This window comes from Cryobacterium glaciale, from assembly GCF_004402535.1.
Taxonomy (GTDB): domain Bacteria; phylum Actinomycetota; class Actinomycetes; order Actinomycetales; family Microbacteriaceae; genus Cryobacterium; species Cryobacterium glaciale.
This window is the reverse complement of sequence record NZ_SOEY01000006.1, coordinates 1-17,535: the sequence shown is the minus strand read 5'-3', so window position 1 is coordinate 17,535 and position 17,535 is coordinate 1. Positions and strand designations below refer to the sequence as shown.

The window sequence follows — 17,535 nt, the reverse complement described above, 5'->3', positions numbered from 1 at the left end:
GGCTATTTCTTGTCTCGCGTTCGATCTTCGGTGCCGATCGGTGCCCAGCGCCGCCGGATCGGCCGAATCGCGCCGGGCACCTTGTCGCGGGTGCGGTAGACGATGTAGCGACGGAACAGATAGTGCAGCGGGGCGGTGAAGGCGTGCACCAGCCGGGTGAACGGCCAGATCGTGAAGAGCAGCATGCCGACGAGGGTGTGGGGCGTCGACACATCGTCGTAGCCGGTGGCCCAGTCGCCGGGCAGCCCGGGCCGGCCCACCCCGTACTGCGCCATCATCAGGTCGAACACCGTCGTCACGAGGTGGCCGGCGACGCGGCGCACCGGCACCCCGCGGGTGAGGATCGAGCCCTCCCCCGAGGTTGCTTCGAAACACGGCAAACGGATGCTCTCGGCCTCGCCGTTCGCTCCGTTCAGGAGGGACAGCGCCGGGTCGACACCCTCCAGGTCGAGGTTCCACTTGCCCTGCCCGGTCTCGCCGTAGCGGTAGCCCATCGAACCGTTCGGCACGACCGGCTGGCCGGTGTTCGCGTCGAGCAGCACCGTCTTGAACGCGGCCCCCTCGGTGCCCGCCTGCTCCGGCAGGTCGGCCGCCACGAGGAACTTGGTGGGCACGTGGCCCTGTCCGTCTGGGTGTTCCTCGAGTCGCACCAGGAAGGGCAGGTCACTGAGTTGCGTGCCGCCACGAGATTCAATTCGTGCCCGAACGGCGTCGGCCGTCCAGCTTGCGAACGACAAAGTCAAGGAATCGCCTCACAACGCGGTTGAGCACGCTCGCATGTTCAAGTCGCTTGGCAATCGCCGGGCTGGTTGCGTAGTAGAAGCGGATGAACGCCCGCCCCGCCCCGGACTGTGCCAGGTTCTCGTCGCGAAAGTGGCGGAGTGTCAGCACGGGTGGCGCCTCGGACGAACCATATACTGCTGTGGCGATGTAGCAACCGCCGCCGGCGCGTGCCTGTTTTTCCGGATCCTCGCGGTCCGGCGCGCTGGGAGAGCCTCCTGCCGCCCGAATATCGGCTTCCTCGGTGCGGGCGCGCTCAACGAACCGCGGGTCGGCACGCACACCACTGGCGACCAAATGCTCGAAGCTGGCCAGGGCGCGAGCAATCATCGACGTGGCTTCCGGGATGTCGCCTGCACTGCGAAGAAATAAGGCCTGTTGCGTCAAGTGCTCGGCGAGAGGCGGACCGAACTCACGCAAATCCGAGTCGGCTAGGTGTTCCAGAACCGCAATCGAGGCCGCTTGACCGCGCAGTGCGTCAGTAAAGTTGCCAGTCTCCGCGAAAATCACCGCGCGGCTCGCCAACGCCTTGGCGATATCGAATTTCACACTGTCATCATCAACGGTCTTTTGCACCTCCACGAGCAGGTTGAGCGAACGTTCGATTGCCGCTCGAGCTCCCACACGGTCTCGGGAATTCCCGAGATAGGCCTCAAGGTGGTACAGGGCGACCGCGAGGTCGTGCCGGTAAACTGTGGACACAGTAGTGATCAGCCGCTCGAGAGTGCTCACGGCGCGCTGCACAGTCACGGCAGCTCCGGCCCAGTCACCGTCACCGGCTTGTCGCTTGGAGCCGTCGATCGTGGACATTGCCTCGGCCCAGTCGACATCTACCAGGTCCCGAACCAGGTCGACGGTCGTCTGATAGGCGGTGACTCTCTTGCCCGCAGCGACCTCGTATGGGTAGGGATACGGTTGCCAGCGGATCCCCTTGAGCTTGTAATCAGGAGTTGAAGTGAGCAGCCCGAATGCATGGGCGCGCCCCTGAGGAGACATACTGGCGAGGTCCTCCTGAAACTCCCCCAAAGTTGCCTTGCCTTCTCGCATGAGATGTCCCGCCAGCGCTCGCGACCGTTCCACTGGATTCACCGGGACGCCGTCAATCAAGGCTTCCCACACCAGCATCCGCGCTTCTGGAGTTAGGCGGCCGAGAGAATCCTCCAATTCCGAGGCTGGCAGTGCATCAGTGGCCCGCTCGAGGAATTGTTGTGCGTCCATGCCAGCTTGCTCAGCTTGATTACTCACACTCATGCGGTCGACTCTAGTGAGTAGAACACCGCTTTGGAGATGCGCCCTGCGCCCCAGAACGCGTGCTGTCCTGTCGCGCGCCGGTATGGTAATCGGGTTCGACACGGATAGTGGCACTGTGGATCCAGATGCTCGACTCCACTGAGCGCGGGATCAGCGGCTGCTTATCTTCGCAAATTCCCCTGCCGGTCCGCCGCCAGCGAGTCCTCCAGCACTGTCGCCGATGACCGCGAGGCCCTGGCGCGTCAGCGTCGCGAGACTTTCTCGCATCCGCTTCAGCTGGTCGGACGAGTGTCCTACCCAGTCCACGAGTTCACCGACCACCTCCACCGGCTCGCGGGTGCGGTACGAGTGAGTGGGAATGCCGGGGAATTTCTTGTCGGTCACGCTCGGGTCGTCTTCGAGGGCGCCGGTCGGTTTCACGATGTAGATGCGCCCGCGGCCCTCCCCTGCGGCCAGCTCGGCGCCCCACGTTGCGGAATCCAGGGTTGCCGTGACGTAGACATGATTCGCTCGTCGGCCGGCTTCGAAGTTCGAGTCGCGGCCGGCCGGGACTCAGGTCCTTCATTTCTGGATTTCCCCACCTGAGCGGGCCGAATCCGGCGCCGGACGAGAGGGAACGGACACCGGTCATGTCGATACGGGGTGAGCACCCCCCGCCAGTGGGAGAGCAACCTGAACGCTTAGTCGAGATAGTCGCCGGTGCCAGCCCCGGCCGGCGTAAGCACAGAGAACGCGACGACGTTGAACCAGAAGAATCCACCCGCCGCGAGAATAGGGCCGGCCAGGGTAGCCGTGCCCGCCGCCCCGAAGTTCATCAGCATGTCGTTGGCACCCGAATCTCGGTCGACATCGATTGGTTCAGTAGCGACGATCCCCGATCAGGCACGCCGACCAGCCGAGGCCGAGCACCGTGAGCGTCAGCGTCAGCGACATCTGCAGCGGCCCCGCCGTGTCAGAGCGATCTCGTTGAATTCCGCGCGTGAGTCTTCGCCTGTGTCCCCGCGAAGCCGCCGAGCCCGCTGCGGCCGTGGTGCCCGACAACTCCTCGGCCAGAACACCGCCCACCGCGATACCGGATGCCACTCCCACGCCCGAAAAGAGTTGGCCGATGATCAACACGATCTGGTTGCGCTTGCGACCGTTCACGCTGCGGCACCGATCGACAGCCGGGCAGCATCGGCAACGGGCATGCCTTCGGCAAAGTGACACGCGACTAGGTGACGCCCACCCACTGCAACGACGTGCGGTTCGCTTTCGGCGCAGGGCGAGGCGACCGAGCGTGGACTTACCCGAGCCGGATTCGCCGACCAATGCAAACGTTTCGGAGTGGGCAATCTCGAGCGAGACGCCGTCGACCGCCTTGAGCACGGCCGGGCGGGCGAACATGCGGGTGGATGTGTGCACCTCGAAGTGTTTGGAGACGTTGTCGAGTTTCAGCGTGGGACTCTGCAGCGGAATTGCAGCGGTCTGGCTGGTGACGGTTATCGGAGAGCTCCCGTAGAGGCCGGCGCCAGTAACAGGTCGGAGTTCCAGCAGGCGACCGCGCCTGCATCGCAACAGCGAATACTTGTGCAATAATCTGCGTATGAATGCAGACAAGAAGATGTGCACGCTTGATTCGGACGGGGAGTACGTCGAGCTGGCGGTCGAGGTCTTCTCAATGCTCGCCGACGCCACCCGAATTCGCATTATTCTGGCCCTCCGCGACACGGAGTTGTCGGTGAACCAGCTCGCCGAGACGGTCGATAAGTCTCAAGCTGCCGTCTCCCAGCACTTGGCGAAGCTGCGGCTCGGGCGCATCGTGGCGACTCGCCGCGAGGGCACGCGGGTGTTCTACCGTCTGGCCAATGAGCATGCTCGCCAGCTCGTTGCGGATGCGATTTTCCAGGCGGAGCATGCCGTTGGGGGCACACCGGCGCACCACCGGCATCCGCTTGAGCGGGCTGCTGACGCTCACGATGCGGGCGCTCATGCTTGAAGTTCTGCGCAACCGAACCTATCGTCGGTTGTTCAGCGCGCAGATCGTGGCGCTGGTCGGCACCGGACTGCTCACCGTGGCGTTGGGCCTGCTTGCGTTCGACCTGGCCGGCGGCGACGCGGGCATCGTGCTCGGCATCGCACTGACCATCAAAATGCTCGCCTACGTCGGCATCGCCCCGGTGATCTCCGCATTGACGGCGCACGTGCCGCGCAAGACCCTGCTGGTATCAGCGGATGTGCTGCGCGCGATCGTCGCGCTCTCGCTGCCGTTCGTCACCGAGGCCTGGCAGATCTACGTGCTCATCTTCGTACTGCAGGCCGCCTCGGCCACCTTCACCCCGGCATTCCAGGCCCTCATCCCGGCCGTCCTTCCAAACGAGAGTGAATACACCCGAGCGCTGTCGCTGTCCCGACTGGCCTACGACCTCGAATCGCTCCTGAGCCCGATCCTGGCCGCCGCCCTGTTGACCGTGATCAGCTACCACTCCCTGTTCCTGGGAACTGTCGTCGGCTTCGTTGGCTCCGCCCTGCTCGTGCTCACAGCGACCCTGCCGACACACCACGTCTCCCCTCCGACACCGTTCTGGGAACGCCTCACCCGCGGTGCACGCGTCTTTTCGCGCACACCGGAATTGCGCGCTCTGCTCGCCATGAACATGGTCGTCGCGACGTCGACAGGCATGGTCATTGTCAACACGGTCGTGCTCGTGCAAAGCCACTTCGGCCGCGCTCAGTCCGATTTCGCCCTCGCCCTGGCCTGCTACGGATTGGGGTCCATGCTCGTCGCGCTCGCGCTGCCGCGGGTACTCGAACGCTTCGCCGACCGAAACGTCATGCTGCTCGGCTGTGCGGTACTACCCGTCGGGCTGCTGGCCCTCGCCGGTGTTGTTTCCCTACCGGCAACAACCCTGACCTGGGTTGGTCTTCTCGTGATCTGGTTTGTGCTCGGCGCCGCTACCGCACTCATCCTGACGCCGTCGGCACGACTATTGCGCCGCTCGTCCGACGAAACGAATCGCCCGGCCGTCTTTGCCGCACAGTTCTCGCTCTCGCACGCCTGCTTCATCGTGACGTATCCTCTCGCCGGGATACTCGGCGCCCTGCTCGGGCTGGCACCAACTGCAGTGGTGCTCGCCGGCATCGGAATACTCGCCGGCATCATTGCGCTTCGGGCGTGGACGACTCAGACAACATCTTCGTCACCCGTGGACGCACCGATCGTCGTCTGAGAGAAAAAGTGCTGTTTGCCGTGCTCCCCGCAGAAGAGGTTGTCACGATCCGCGGTTTTGCTCTCGTGAAACGGGCATTCAGGATTCACCGCACGCTGTGGGGTACTCTGCGAGGGAAGACATTGTCAGTTCAGTCCAGAGCTGTCGGCGAAGAAGTAGGTGAAATGACGTTGAAGCGTGCGGTACGACGGCTGGTCGCACCCGTCTCTGTGTCGCCTTTCGTCGCCTTGCTCGCTCTGGCCGCGCTGCTCTTTGCGGTCTTTGCCATTCATTCCGAGGCGACCGGGCATGCCATGCACACGCAGGCCCCTGCTTCATCAAGTGTTGCTGCTTCATCGATTGTGCCGGAGCAGCAAACTTCGGTGATGGGTATGGCTGCCGTCATGGCTGCTCCCGTCGTCGCGGCGATCTCGCCCGGAAGCCTGGACGGGATGCTTGATTGCGCTCTGCTGGCAATGACGTGCGTCCTGCTACTCACTCTCGTCGTGATGGTGTTCCTGACTCGGCTTCCGGCTACGTATCGGCGCCTGCTCGATGCCGGCGGCATCATCCTGAACTCCTGGCGCACCGCCGCCCTGCCTGTTGAGCGCCCCAGCCTCACCCTTCTCTCCATCTGTCGCGTTTAGACCGTGATGTGGTTCCGAGCCAGCCAGTAGCTTCGGAACTTTGCCGTCCCTGCGGCCACTCGGTTTCTACTACTTATCGACGAATGGATGAACGATGCTCAAACCACGAACTTTCTTCTATGCTGCTGCGGCCCTGGCGGCCACTCTCACCCTCAGCTCATGCGCTGGCGGCAGTCCCGCCACCGACTCAGCCAGCCCCTCCGCCAGCCAAACCACAGCGGCATTCAATTCCGCGGACGTGACCTTTGCGCAGATGATGATCCCCCACCACGAGCAGGCAGTTCAGATGAGCGATGACCTCCTCGCCAAGGACGGTATCGACCAAAGCGTGATCGACCTCGCAACGGAGATCAAGACTGCCCAAGAACCGGAGATCACGCAGCTGAAGGACTGGTTGACGGCGTGGGGCGAGGATGACAACAGCATGTCCGGCATGGGCGGCATGGGCGGCGGCTCTGACGGAATGATGTCCGACGACGACATGATGGCCCTGCAGGACGCCTCGGGAATCGAGGCTAGCAAGCTGTTCGTCGAACAGATGACGGTGCATCACGAGGGCGCTATCGCGATGGCGCAGCTCGAAATGGATGATGGTGAAAATGCGGATGCCCAGGCGATGGCCGCCAACATCGTCAAGACGCAGACGGCTGAAATCGCCGTCATGGCCGAGCTCCTCACCTCGCTCTAGAGCGACACGTTCGGGACGGGCTCTTCTCTGGAAGAGCCCGTCCCTGGAGCCCACCTTTCATTTTCCGAACGACCTGCAAGGACATAAGTATGCATTGCCGTCACACTCTTCCTCTGGTGCGCGTCGCGGGTTCGGTGCTCCGTGGATAGCACCGGTCACGTCGCCACGGCGCCCCACATCTCCGGCGCGTTGCCACCAATGTCTCGTCGCGACATGCGCGCGTTAGAGACCAGGCTGCGCGCGCACCGATCCGGCCCGACTGAATCTGCCGTTCAGCCGGCGCGGGCAGTGCCCCGGCCCGTCTCACTACGCCAGCGCGCTGCGGCCGTAAGCGCCATGGCGATGATCGCCCTCTTTGCGATTAGCACGTCCCTGCCCGCGCTTGCGGTCGACACGGAAACACCGCAATCCGCACCGACTGCCGCGGTCGAGGTGGACGATCTCCAAAGCGTCAGTGCCGCCGGTACAACAACCGTGCCCATTCAACGCGACGGATACACCATCACGGAAGCACCTGAACCGGCGTCGTACACCGAAATCGCCAGCAACGGGGAATGGGCCAGCCTGAGTCCGGGCCAGCTCAGCGATCAAGGCTGGGCTTTACCGGTTCTGGGCCGGATATCGAGCCCCTTCGGTTCTCGCCCGAACAAACCCGTTGATGGTGTCGGCGACTTCCACAACGGAACCGACATTGCCGCTCCCTGCGGCCAACCCGTCTTCGCGGCGACCGGAGGCAAAGTTGTCACCTCGGGCTATCAGGGCTCGTATGGCAACTGGATTCTTATCGACCACGGCAACGGCGTCGAGACGGGATATGCCCACAATAGTCAGCTCCTCGTCGACTCCGATCAGCTGGTTGTGGCCGGTGAAATCATCGCGATAGTGGGATCAACCGGTGCGTCCAGCGGCTGCCACGTGCATTTTGAAACACGCGTCGACGGTGAGCGCATCGATGCCGAGACATTTATGAGCACCCGGGGGGTGTCCCTTGGCTAAGCGCAGAGGCGCGGCACGGATCGCGATTGTAGCGGTGACAGTTTTTGCGCTCTTGGGGATCGCGGCGCCGGCAGGCGCGGCGGAGTACCCGAGCTGGTCGGACGTGGAAATCGCACGGTCGTCCGAAGCCGGTAAACAAGCGCAGGTCACAGAACTGACCGGACTGATCGCAGGCCTCACCGCCGAAGTGGATGCGGCGCGTGCGGAAGCATCTCGTCGTGCAGCCACCTACGAGGCCGCGCAAAACGCGTTCGACGACGCGACATTGCGAGCGACAAACTTGCAGGACCAGGCCGACGCTGCTTCGGCCGCCGCCGCTGTTTCGGGCGAACAGGCCGGACGGCTGGCGGCCATGCTCGCTCGGTCTGGAAACAGCGACCTGTCACTTTCGCTGTTTTTGGACGGGCCCAGCGCGAGCGACCTCCTGAATCAACTTGGTTCCATGAGCAAACTGACAGAGCGGATGAGTGTGGTCTATGAGTCCGCCGCCGCCGACGAAAACTCCGCCAGATCGCTCACGGATCAGGCCCAGATCGCTCAGCAGACGCTCGGCGCGCTGGCGGAGACTGCCGAAACCGCGTTGGCCGAAGCGATGGCCGCGAGCGTCCGGGTGGAGACGGCACTAGCCGACCAGCAGGAAATTGCCGCAACATTACAGGCGCAGCTTGCAGTTCTGACCGAGGATCGCGCCGCGACGGAAGCCGACTACGCCGCGGGCGAAGAAATCCGCCGGGCAGCCGAAGCAGCCGCCGCGAAAGCGCGCGCAGCCCAAGCCGCTGCGGCGGCAGCTTCAGCGGCAGCGAGCAGGCCCGCGGGCGGCAGCCGCGCGCCCAACGCACAGGGCTGGACCTTGCCCGTATCAGGCTGGATTAGCTCAGCGTATGGGGCTCGGCCCAACAAACCAGTGGCCGGAGTCGGTGCGTTCCACTATGGAACCGACATAGCTGCGGGCTGCGGGCAGAACGTGTCCGCAGCATCCGCTGGAACAGTCAGCTACGCCGGCTGGCTTGGCTCCTACGGAAACTGGGTCCTCATCGACCACGGTGACGGTACCCAAACCGGTTATGCACACAACAGCTCACTGCTCGTCAGCACCGGGCAACAGGTTTCCACAGGCGCCACCATCGCTCTCGTGGGAACGACTGGTGCGTCCTCTGGCTGCCACGTGCACTTTGAAACACGAGTCAATGGTGCCCGCGTCAATCCACAATCCTTCATGAGCACTCGTGGAGTCACCCTTGGCTAGATTCAACCGGTCACGTCGCCGGATCATCGCACTCTCGTTCCCGCTCGTAGGCCTCATGGTTCTCACGGGGTGTTCCGCCAATGACGTGGATTCGGCGGGAGGGTCGCCCAGCATTGACGCGGCAGCGAACGCTTTCGAGCACGTGCATGGCCTCGGCGCCGATCCCCTCACCGGAGACACCTATGCAGCCACCCACCAAGGGGTGTGGCTCATCCCCACCGGCGTGCTGCCCGACACCTATCTGACCGGAGCGCCACGCGCGAACACGACCCAGCCGCTGCAGATCGCCGGCCGGGCGCAGGACACAATGGGCTTCACCGTGGCCGCGCCGGGTCAGTTGCTGGCGTCTGGTCACCCCGATCCGACCGAACCCAGCGACCTGGCGCTGCCCAATCTGGGACTTATCTCCAGCACGGACGGTGCGTCCACCTGGACGCCGCTGTCGCTGGCGGGCAAAACCGATTTTCACGATCTGGACGCCGTCCCCCTCGACGACGGCACCCTGCGTGTCTACGGGTACGACGCGGGCGCCGGGACCCTTTCCGTCAGTGACGACTCCGGCCTGACCTGGTCAGCGGGAGCGAACCTCGCCCTCCGCGACATGAGCGTGCATCCATCCCAGGCCGATCAGCTCTACGCAACCACCGCCGCAGGCGTCGTGGTGAGCACCGATGCGGGTCGCACGTTCAGCGCATTGGCTGGCGCACCGGCGCTGCTCTTGATGGACACCATCGACGCAAACGCAGGCGGAGGAATTGTCGGTCTAGATCCCAGCGGCGCAGTCTGGCGCCAGGTCGCCGAGACGTGGACCCAAACCGGAACGACCGGGCGTGCCCCCGAAGCGTTCACCGTCGTGGGCGGCTCCTCACCGTGGATCCTCGTCGCGGACGCCACCGGCATCTCCGCCAGCAATGACTACGGGAAAACATGGACCGCGCTGGTATCGCTGTCCAGTTAGCATCCGCACCACCGAACGACACCGGCCATCCGACCGACGTCCGCATCATCGAGAGAAGGAAATTTGATGAATTCGTCTTTCACGCGTCGAGCCTTCCTCGGCGCCTCCCTGGCCACGGCAACCACAGCAGCACTGGCCTCTTGCGCACAGTCGGCATCTCCGGCTGCAAAACCTATCGATCGCATCCTGCCAACAGATCGGCTGGTTTCACAGTACGAAGAGGCTCGCCCCTCGACCGGGACAACGGTCACGCAGAAGCTCAGTGCGGGAATCTTTGACACGACCGTCGCTGGTGTTGCTTTGAGCACGTGGGGGTACAACGGAGCCATCAACGGGCCGATCATCCGCGCGAAAATCGGGGACACGCTCAACGTCCCAGTCGCCAACAGTCTCGCTGAATCGACGAGCGTGCACTGGCACGGCCTGGCTCTGCGCAATGACGCTGACGGTGTTCCCGGCGTGACGCAACCGGCGATCCCAGCAGGCGGCAGCTTTGACTATCAGTTCCGACTCAACCAGCCAGGGACGTACTGGTATCACTCGCACGTTGATATGCAACGCGAACGCGGCCTCTCCGGCGCGCTCATCATCGAGGACCCGCGAGAGCCTTTGCTGTATGACCAGGAGTGGGTGATCCTGCTCGACGATTGGCTCGACGGCATCACCGGCACGCCTGACGACGCTTTCGAGGAACTGTCCATGGGTATGGACATGTCCGGAATGGATATGCCCATGACGCACATGCTCATGGGCGCTACAAGTACCTACCTCGGCGGAGACGCCGGGGACGTGAGAATACCCGCCCATCTGTTCAATGGACGGGCCGCGCAGGATGCTGAGGTATTCCAGAGCAAGCCGGGCAACCGTATTCGTTTGCGGATTATTAATGCGGCCGGAGACACCGCCTACCGGGTTGGGGTGCCGGGGCAGAAGATAACCCTGACGCACACGGACGGATTCCCGGTGCAACACGAGGATGTCGACGCGGTTGTGCTTGGCATGGGCGAACGCATTGATGCGATCCTCACCGTTCAGGACGGATACACGCCGCTTCTGGCCATCCCCGAGGGGAAGGACGGCCGCGCCTACGGCCTCATCAGCACCGGCAGCGGCACCGCCCCAGATGTCGGCGCACTTCCGTCAACCCTGGACGGTCAAGTCACCGACGGTGGCCGCCTCACCGCAGACGAATCCGTGCTCCTCACCGCTAAGGCACCCGACCGCATCCACACCGTGCGCCTAACGGGCAGCATGGGCAAGTATGACTGGAGCATCAATGGGCGACGCTTCGACATGAAGAAGCCGTCTGCGGGCGCCTTTGATATCAGTCTGGATGAACGCGTTCAGGTCAAGATGGTCAATGACACCACCATGTGGCACCCCATGCACCTGCACGGACACAGCTTTCAACTGGCCAACAACGGGGCACGCAAAGACACGGTTATCGTGCGCCCGAAAGAAACCGTTACGTTCGAATTTGACGCCGATAACCCCGGTCAGTGGATCGCGCACTGCCACAACGCGTACCACGCCGAACGCGGCATGATCGGACTGTTCTCCTACGTGCGCTAGCGCACCGGCCCAAGCTCCGGTCAACCATCCGATCTAAATTTGTGCGGCTGACATCCAGTCGGATGGTATACCCCTAGAGGTATACTTAGGTGATTTACGAATTACGAAGGGAATAACATCATGATGTGGGGCAATGGAACTATGGGGTGGTCCTGGGGGTTCGGACTGCTGGCTATGGTCGGCATAGCAATACTCGTGTACGTCATCATTCGCTTATCGACCAAAAACGTGGAGCGTGGCCCATCGTCACCGCCCCCCTCAGCGCCGTCTGATCTAACCAGCGCACGGAAGATCCTTGACGAGCGATTTGCTCGCGGGGAACTGACGGCAGAGCAGTATCGCGAACAGATACGGGTGCTCGGCGAAGGCCGATGATGATTGACATCAGCCGCCGAAACGCTCTCATTCTGGGCGGTGTAGGTATTGGCGGGGTGGCCATCGGCGGGACCGGCTTCGTTGTGAATCTACAATCGGGGAGGCCGCAGACTTCGGAAGGGTCGCTTGGAGTCGCTCTCGTTCAGCCCACTGAACTGCGTAGCTCCAATGGCGTGCTGACGGTGGCCTTGGAGTCGTCGTCTCAGCAGGTCAGCATTGCCGGCCGGGACGTGCGTGCGCTCAGCTACAACGGGGGCGTCCCCGGCCCCACACTGCGCGTTCGGGCGGGCGACATCCTCAATGTCAGCCTGCGCAATGGACTGACCGACCCGAGCAACCTGCACGTGCACGGCCTCCACGTCTCGCCGGAAAACAATAGCGACAACATGTTCGTCACGGTCGACGCCGGCGACTCCTTCGACTACCGGTATGAGCTACCCACCAATCACCCGCCGGGCGTGTACTGGTACCACCCGCACCACCACGGACTCGTCGCCGATCAGGTATTCGGAGGCCTGTACGGCGCGATCATTGTAGAAGATGCCGAAGAGATCCCGGCCACCCGCGAGCGCGTACTCGTCATCTCCGACATGACCTTCGATTCTTCCGGCACCATTTCAGCTGCCACCGAAATGGAGAAGATGTCGGGCCGGGAGGGCGAGCTCGTTCTGGTGAACGGGCAGCTTGTTCCTGACCTGAGCGCCAGCCCCGGCGAGCGGGAACGCTGGCGAGTTATCAACGCGTGTACCTCCCGCTATCTGCGGCTTCGACTCGACGGGCAGCAACTCACCCTCCTCGGCATCGACTCCGGCCGGTTCGAATCCGCGCGCGACGTCGACGAAGTCGTCTTGGCTCCGGGCAATCGCGCAGACCTGCTCGTGACCGCACGCGCGGGCACATCCACCCTTCGCGCTCTCCGCTATGACCGTGGTGCATCTGGCGGAATGATGGGCGGCGGCACGACCAGTTCCGCTGATGTCGTACTGGCCACGTTCGCCGTCGCCGGCGCCGACACCGACGAATTCACTGCGGTACCCGACCAGCTCGCACCACGGGACTTGCGTTCCGCTGCCGTCACCGCTCGGCGCGAACTGGTGTTCGCTATGGGAATGGGGGGCGGCATGGGCGGCAGCATGATGTCAGCCACCATCAACGACCGGACATTCGATGCCACCCATGTCGACACCACCGTGCAGTTTGGAAGCGTCGAAGAGTGGACCCTCACCAACACCAGTACCCTCGATCACCCGCTACACCTGCACGTCTGGCCAATGCAGATTATCGAACAGGATCGCCAATCAGTCGAGTCAGCGATCTGGCAGGACGTCGTGAACATACCGGCACGCAGCATGGTGCGCGTGCGGATCGCATTCGACGATTTCAGCGGACGGACCGTCTACCACTGCCATATCCTCGACCATGAAGACGCCGGCATGATGGGCATAATCACCGCACGCTGACACCGGCTGCAATCACCAATTCAAGAAAATAGATCAGGAGAAGCCAATGAACTATGCGCACACCATCACCGTCCCGGTGCCCTACGAGAAAGCCGTCGCCAGAGTGAGGGAGGAACTCGCAAGCCAGGGATTCGGCATACTTACCGAAATCGACGTCCACGCGACCTTCGAAGCGAAACTCGGCGTGGAAAGCGCGCGCACACTCGGCGACTACCTGATCCTGGGCGCCTGCAACCCGCCGCTCGCCGAACAAGCACTCACCGCAGAGCCCGACATGGGATTGCTGCTTCCGTGCAACGTCGTCATCCGACGAAGCCCGTCAGCGAATACCACCACGGTGCAAGCCATCAACCCACAAGCCATGGTCCAACTGAGCAACTCCCCAGCGATACAAAACGTTGCTGATCAAGCCGATGCACGTCTTCTCGCCGTGCTCGCAGCTCTACAAGGAGAAAACAGCAGCAAGTAACAGGCGATCCACCGCTGAAGCACGGTCAAGACTTTGTCGTTGAATCTGTGACCCGAAACGCTCAGCGGCGCTCTGCTCTAGCGCGGGGCTATGAAGTTAGCGAAATCATTGGTCTCGTCGGCGAAAATGGTTTAGGCAAGTCGACACACATGAACGTTCTCCTAGGTGCTCAGCTTCGATTGCGGAGAAGGAACTATGATGACACCGGGTTCGAATGGCTATTTCCCGCCGGAATCGATCCTCTACGAGCGTCTCACCGGTGACCAGGACTTCCGGCTCTTTGACCTCGCCTGCGGTCTGGAGCACACTGCCGTCGACCGTGCCGCCAACATATGGGATTGTCTATGGCCAGCATTAAGGAATTGGTAATGACGGAACTGAGAGAATCAACGAAGGCCAACCTGGATAAGCAAGGATTCGGAGGTCTCAATGATGATGCCAAGTCCTGTTACGCATGGCCCCTACGATTCACTCCAGCAGTAGCGACCGTCCTGCTCGTTCTTGGATTGGTTTTGCAGTCGCCTTTATTTCTTGGATTGGGAGCAATCGTTCCCCTTACCGGGGCATTATTTCCTCGTGGCATGATTCTTGATCTGGTCTATAACTTGGGTGTTCGCCATCTACTTCGTGCTCCGGCGCTTCCGTCCACGCCGAGTCCACGACGATTTTCCTACCTACTATCCACCGTGCTAATTTCAGGGTCCGCCTTGTCCTTCTACTACGAACTACCCGCGCTGGGATTCGTGCTGGGGGGTATGGTCGCTCTCGGCGGCATAATCCTCACCACCACCCATTGGTGTCTCGGATCATGGGTCTACAGACTACTTTTCGCTCACTCAGCGGCAAGGTAGAAGGCGAGCAGGTCCACTCAGCCGAGCCGCTCCGCGAGCCTGAGTCTCAGTTCACGGGTTGCACGATTCCGAGGTCGGTCTTCACTCCTTGGAGTCTGCTTTCACGTGATCTCGCCAACCGCGTGAGTCTGCTCGGTTCCTCAACCCGGTGTGTCGTGGTATTACGAGTGGCTCCGACAACGTTGGAGCCGACCGACTTCTCGACCGGGAGGCTTTCCCCGGTCACCATCGACCCATCGACATCGGATTGGCCGTCTTCCACAGTTCCGTCGACTGGGATCTTGAACCCCGGACGAATAAGCAGCAGGTCCCCCGACAGCACGTCGCCGGTTCGCACTTCGACCGGTTCTCCATCTCGGATCACCAGAGCGACCGACGGGGCCAGTTCCAAGAGGGTTCGGATCGCTTCGCTCGCGCCGCCGCGCGCCCGCATCTCCAGCCAATGGCCGAGTAGAACGAACGACGCCAGGATGCTTGCGGCTTCATAGAACACCTCGCCACCGCCGGTCAGCGTGACGATAGCTGATGCTGGCCGTCTGCGATGCCGGATTCGCGTCGGCGGAGATAACCCCGGGACGACGGGAAAGCACCTTCTCGACGACAGTCTTCGAGGTTGCCCAGTGCAGGCCCCTGACTTCGACCACGACGCTTCTGCGGTCCTGCTTCAGGATTCTCTCCCATAGCCTACGACTGAAATCGGTCGAATGGGCGTGCGAGTAACCGCGACGCCCGATGCCCGTGACGCGGTATCGTTTGTGGCTTCAACGCTACTGATGCGCCATAGACCCAAGTAGGGGCTTAAGACCCGGAAACACCCACGCCAGGCCGGCGCAGTAACGCCCCGGCCCTCTTGATCGGGCGCCTCCGCTCGGTCCCGGCCGACATCGCCGACGCTGCCGCGACCGCCCGACGACTCGCATGGGTTATCTTCCTGCTCATGGCAATTTCTTACCGGCCAGAATCGCGCCAACGATGAGCAGAATCCCTCCCATGGGATATCCAACTGCAAGATCCAACCAACCCGCAGGTTGCCCCGGCCCGAACGCTTCAATGTGCGCGAGCCAGTGCACGAGGGCGACGAGAACGCCTGCGAGCATGAGCATCTGCCCGCTACGGACGAACCGGCGCTTGCGCCAATACGTCTTCCGGGCCAATTCCTCTACGCTCAACGTCGACACAGCGACGACCTTGGCTGTTTTTCCGCGTGGGTGCTTCATTGCGTCCTCCTGTTGGGACGGGGGTTAGAGGCTGTCGACCGGAGTTTTTTCGGATGACCATGCCCGGCCCGGCAGGTACGGGCTGGTCTCTGGTTCCCGGTGGCGGAGCGATTGGACGACGATCACAATGAGTCCGATGATCGCGACAACGGCGGCGGTGATCATGTTGATCTTGACCCCGAGCAGCTCGAATTCCGTGGGGTCAAGCCGGAAGGATTCGAACCAGGTACGGCCCGTCCCATAGATGACCAGGTAGAGGCCGAGTGCTCTCCCCCAGCGCAGGTTGAATTGACGATCGGCAAGAAGAATGATGATGACGCCGAACAGATTCCAGAGAATCTCGTAGAGAAACAGTGGATGAAAGAGGGTGTCCACCGGCAATCCCACTGGGAAGGCTGGTTGCGACGGGTCGATCTCCAGCCCCCATGGCAGGGTCGTGGGCGTGCCGAAGAGCTCCTGGTTGAAGTAGTTGCCGAGGCGCCCCAACGCTTGCGCGAGCAACATTCCGGGCGCCAGTGCGTCGGCGAAGGACAGGAAGCGCAGTCCTGCCCTCCGGCAGGCAATATATGCACCGACGCTACCGAAGATGACGGCGCCGAAGATTGCCAGACCGCCCTCCCACACATAAAGCGTCTTCCACAGGTCAGCGCCAGGGAAGAAGTAGTCGTTCGGGTGAGTGACAACGTGGTACAGCCGTCCACCGACAATTCCAAACGGAACAGTCCAGATGGCGATGTCAATGACGAGGCCTGGCTGGCCGCCGCGGCGGCTGAGCCGCCGGGACGTGAGGACGACGGCCGCGACGATGCCACTGAGAATGAACAGGGCGTAGAAGTAGATTCGGAATGGCCCCAGTTGGATGAGATTGATATCAGGACTCGGAATACTGTCAAAAATGTTCATAGGGCAGACGTCACATCGGCTTCATTGAAGGCAGCGGACGCCCTCGACGGGTTCATCATTTTGGAGTCGCTGCCCATGTCCATGCCGGCCATTCCGTCAGAGCAGGCGCTGAGGGTGAGCGCTGTTGCCAGTGCTGCCGTGGCAAGGAGGTATTTACGTACTCTAAGCATTGTTCTTCCGTTCATCGTCAAACATTCCGAAACCGAGGGGCCGTAGGGCACGGCAAAGCTACGCGGCCTGTTACTGGCGCGTGGGTCGGACTCGGTCTAGGTGCGACTGATGGAGAGAACAGTCAGGCTGGGCCTGTGAATGTGGAGAGGGGCATTGTAGACGGCATCAGCCAAGCGACCACCGGCGTCGAGTAGACGATCGTACTCAGCAGGTAAACGGTCTGGTAGCACCCGTGTTGCGAGAATGAGGAGAACAACGCACACCATAGCCATGAGCGCGCAGCCGAGAGTGCCGATTTCTCCCCTGATGAATGATCCGTTTACGGCGTGAACTGCAGCGGTATCCGCAGCGACACCGCCGGCCGCACTAGCATCGCGGCTGCTAGGCGAATCGGCATGTATCAGTGCGGTTGAAGCCGCGACGCCGACCTCCTGCTCATCGCCCGCCGAGTGAATGGCGAGCAAGCCGAGCAGCATCGCGGCCATGGCAACCACCGCAACGATCGTTGAGCGGGTGACATATCTGTGGGGGCGGTCCGTGATCGAGCTGGCCTTCAGAATCATGTCACCTCCGCTTCAGATTCCGGTCGAATAAACGATTCACGCCGAGCCTATATCCCGTAGAGTACCCGATGGGCGGCGCTCCCACCTGAGCGAACCGGATCAACCGACCGACGCGAAATCGGCGTCCATTCAGGGGTGTTCACTCTGCACAACTGATGCGGTCTTCACTGCTGCGAACCTGCGCAGCCTGAGGCTGTTAC

Annotated in this window: 21 protein-coding genes and 1 pseudogene; 11 read left to right on the top strand and 11 right to left on the bottom strand. The window is 62.2% G+C overall.

Annotated features, from left to right (window positions below; genetic code table 11):
- Positions 1 to 2: 2 nt before the first annotated feature.
- The 5 genes and pseudogenes from E3O06_RS17845 to E3O06_RS18225 all read right to left on the bottom strand — a co-directional run bounded on the left by E3O06_RS17845 (position 3) and on the right by E3O06_RS18225 (position 3,606).
- Positions 3 to 743, bottom strand: a complete 741-nt coding sequence (locus E3O06_RS17845; RefSeq protein WP_134501332.1) for a respiratory nitrate reductase subunit gamma — start codon at positions 741 to 743, stop codon at positions 3 to 5.
- Complete coding sequence (locus E3O06_RS01825; RefSeq protein WP_134501331.1) at positions 691 to 2,031, bottom strand: CFI-box-CTERM domain-containing protein; 1,341 nt, start codon at positions 2,029 to 2,031, stop codon at positions 691 to 693. Before E3O06_RS01825 ends, E3O06_RS17845 begins: the two co-directional genes overlap by 53 nt.
- Positions 2,032 to 2,181: 150 nt before the next feature.
- A pseudogene (gene arr / locus E3O06_RS01820) lies at positions 2,182 to 2,565 on the bottom strand (NAD(+)--rifampin ADP-ribosyltransferase); the annotation flags it as partial.
- Between the two features lie 146 nt (positions 2,566 to 2,711).
- A complete protein-coding gene (locus E3O06_RS17390; protein ID WP_166788068.1) occupies positions 2,712 to 2,852 on the bottom strand; it encodes a hypothetical protein in 141 nt (46 codons plus the stop codon).
- Positions 2,853 to 2,889: 37 nt separating this feature from the next.
- A complete protein-coding gene (locus E3O06_RS18225) occupies positions 2,890 to 3,606 on the bottom strand; it encodes an ATP-binding cassette domain-containing protein (protein WP_277612232.1) in 717 nt (238 codons plus the stop codon).
- Positions 3,607 to 3,616: 10 nt separating this feature from the next.
- On the opposite strand from E3O06_RS18225, the gene E3O06_RS01810 reads away from it, so the two are divergent.
- From E3O06_RS01810 to E3O06_RS18345, 11 genes are all read left to right on the top strand, one after another.
- On the top strand, positions 3,617 to 4,009 hold the full coding sequence (locus E3O06_RS01810) for an ArsR/SmtB family transcription factor (protein WP_134501330.1): 393 nt from the start codon (positions 3,617 to 3,619) through the stop codon (positions 4,007 to 4,009).
- Positions 3,927 to 5,240, top strand: coding sequence for an MFS transporter (locus E3O06_RS01805; protein WP_478213377.1), 1,314 nt, complete (start codon positions 3,927 to 3,929; stop codon positions 5,238 to 5,240). Before E3O06_RS01810 ends, E3O06_RS01805 begins: the two co-directional genes overlap by 83 nt.
- On the top strand, positions 5,186 to 5,866 hold the full coding sequence (locus tag E3O06_RS01800; protein ID WP_134501328.1) for a hypothetical protein: 681 nt from the start codon (positions 5,186 to 5,188) through the stop codon (positions 5,864 to 5,866). Before E3O06_RS01805 ends, E3O06_RS01800 begins: the two co-directional genes overlap by 55 nt.
- Positions 5,867 to 5,960: 94 nt before the next feature.
- The gene (locus tag E3O06_RS01795) at positions 5,961 to 6,554 is read left to right on the top strand and encodes a DUF305 domain-containing protein (protein ID WP_134501327.1); all 594 of its coding nucleotides are present in this window, start codon (positions 5,961 to 5,963) and stop codon (positions 6,552 to 6,554) included.
- A 336-nt stretch (positions 6,555 to 6,890) separates the two neighbouring features.
- Positions 6,891 to 7,550, top strand: a complete 660-nt coding sequence (locus E3O06_RS01790) for a M23 family metallopeptidase (protein ID WP_166788067.1) — start codon at positions 6,891 to 6,893, stop codon at positions 7,548 to 7,550.
- A 34-nt stretch (positions 7,551 to 7,584) separates the two neighbouring features.
- Positions 7,585 to 8,796, top strand: coding sequence for a M23 family metallopeptidase (locus E3O06_RS01785; RefSeq protein ID WP_134501325.1), 1,212 nt, complete (start codon positions 7,585 to 7,587; stop codon positions 8,794 to 8,796).
- The gene (locus tag E3O06_RS01780) at positions 8,789 to 9,754 is read left to right on the top strand and encodes a F510_1955 family glycosylhydrolase (RefSeq protein ID WP_134501324.1); all 966 of its coding nucleotides are present in this window, start codon (positions 8,789 to 8,791) and stop codon (positions 9,752 to 9,754) included. Before E3O06_RS01785 ends, E3O06_RS01780 begins: the two co-directional genes overlap by 8 nt.
- A gap of 66 nt (positions 9,755 to 9,820) precedes the next feature.
- Complete coding sequence (locus E3O06_RS01775; protein ID WP_241979809.1) at positions 9,821 to 11,326, top strand: multicopper oxidase family protein; 1,506 nt, start codon at positions 9,821 to 9,823, stop codon at positions 11,324 to 11,326.
- 374 nt (positions 11,327 to 11,700) lie between these two features.
- Positions 11,701 to 13,161, top strand: coding sequence for a multicopper oxidase family protein (locus E3O06_RS01765; protein WP_134501648.1), 1,461 nt, complete (start codon positions 11,701 to 11,703; stop codon positions 13,159 to 13,161).
- Between the two features lie 46 nt (positions 13,162 to 13,207).
- Positions 13,208 to 13,630 carry a DUF302 domain-containing protein gene (locus tag E3O06_RS01760; RefSeq protein ID WP_134501321.1) on the top strand — a complete coding sequence of 141 codons (423 nt, stop codon included), beginning with the start codon at positions 13,208 to 13,210 and terminating at the stop codon, positions 13,628 to 13,630.
- Between the two features lie 332 nt (positions 13,631 to 13,962).
- Complete coding sequence (locus E3O06_RS18345; protein ID WP_134501320.1) at positions 13,963 to 14,481, top strand: DUF4395 family protein; 519 nt, start codon at positions 13,963 to 13,965, stop codon at positions 14,479 to 14,481.
- 46 nt (positions 14,482 to 14,527) lie between these two features.
- Here the strand turns inward: E3O06_RS18345 and E3O06_RS01750 are convergent, their stop codons facing one another.
- The 6 genes from E3O06_RS01750 to E3O06_RS01730 all read right to left on the bottom strand — a co-directional run bounded on the left by E3O06_RS01750 (position 14,528) and on the right by E3O06_RS01730 (position 17,335).
- Positions 14,528 to 14,974 carry a P-type ATPase actuator domain-containing protein gene (locus E3O06_RS01750; RefSeq protein ID WP_241979808.1) on the bottom strand — a complete coding sequence of 149 codons (447 nt, stop codon included), beginning with the start codon at positions 14,972 to 14,974 and terminating at the stop codon, positions 14,528 to 14,530.
- Positions 14,964 to 15,071 (bottom strand): hypothetical protein, encoded by a 108-nt coding sequence (locus E3O06_RS18340; protein WP_420898860.1) that lies wholly within the window; start codon positions 15,069 to 15,071, stop codon positions 14,964 to 14,966. The genes E3O06_RS01750 and E3O06_RS18340 overlap by 11 nt, the downstream gene beginning before the upstream one ends.
- Positions 15,072 to 15,416: 345 nt before the next feature.
- Complete coding sequence (locus E3O06_RS01740; protein WP_241979807.1) at positions 15,417 to 15,698, bottom strand: hypothetical protein; 282 nt, start codon at positions 15,696 to 15,698, stop codon at positions 15,417 to 15,419.
- Between the two features lie 24 nt (positions 15,699 to 15,722).
- A complete protein-coding gene (gene lgt, locus E3O06_RS01735; RefSeq protein ID WP_134501318.1) occupies positions 15,723 to 16,601 on the bottom strand; it encodes a prolipoprotein diacylglyceryl transferase in 879 nt (292 codons plus the stop codon).
- A complete protein-coding gene (locus tag E3O06_RS17380; RefSeq protein WP_166788063.1) occupies positions 16,598 to 16,771 on the bottom strand; it encodes a hypothetical protein in 174 nt (57 codons plus the stop codon). Before E3O06_RS17380 ends, lgt begins: the two co-directional genes overlap by 4 nt.
- Positions 16,772 to 16,867: 96 nt before the next feature.
- Positions 16,868 to 17,335: a hypothetical protein gene (locus E3O06_RS01730; protein WP_134501317.1), complete on the bottom strand. Its 468-nt coding sequence runs from the start codon at positions 17,333 to 17,335 to the stop codon at positions 16,868 to 16,870.
- Between the last annotated feature and the right edge of the window lie 200 nt (positions 17,336 to 17,535).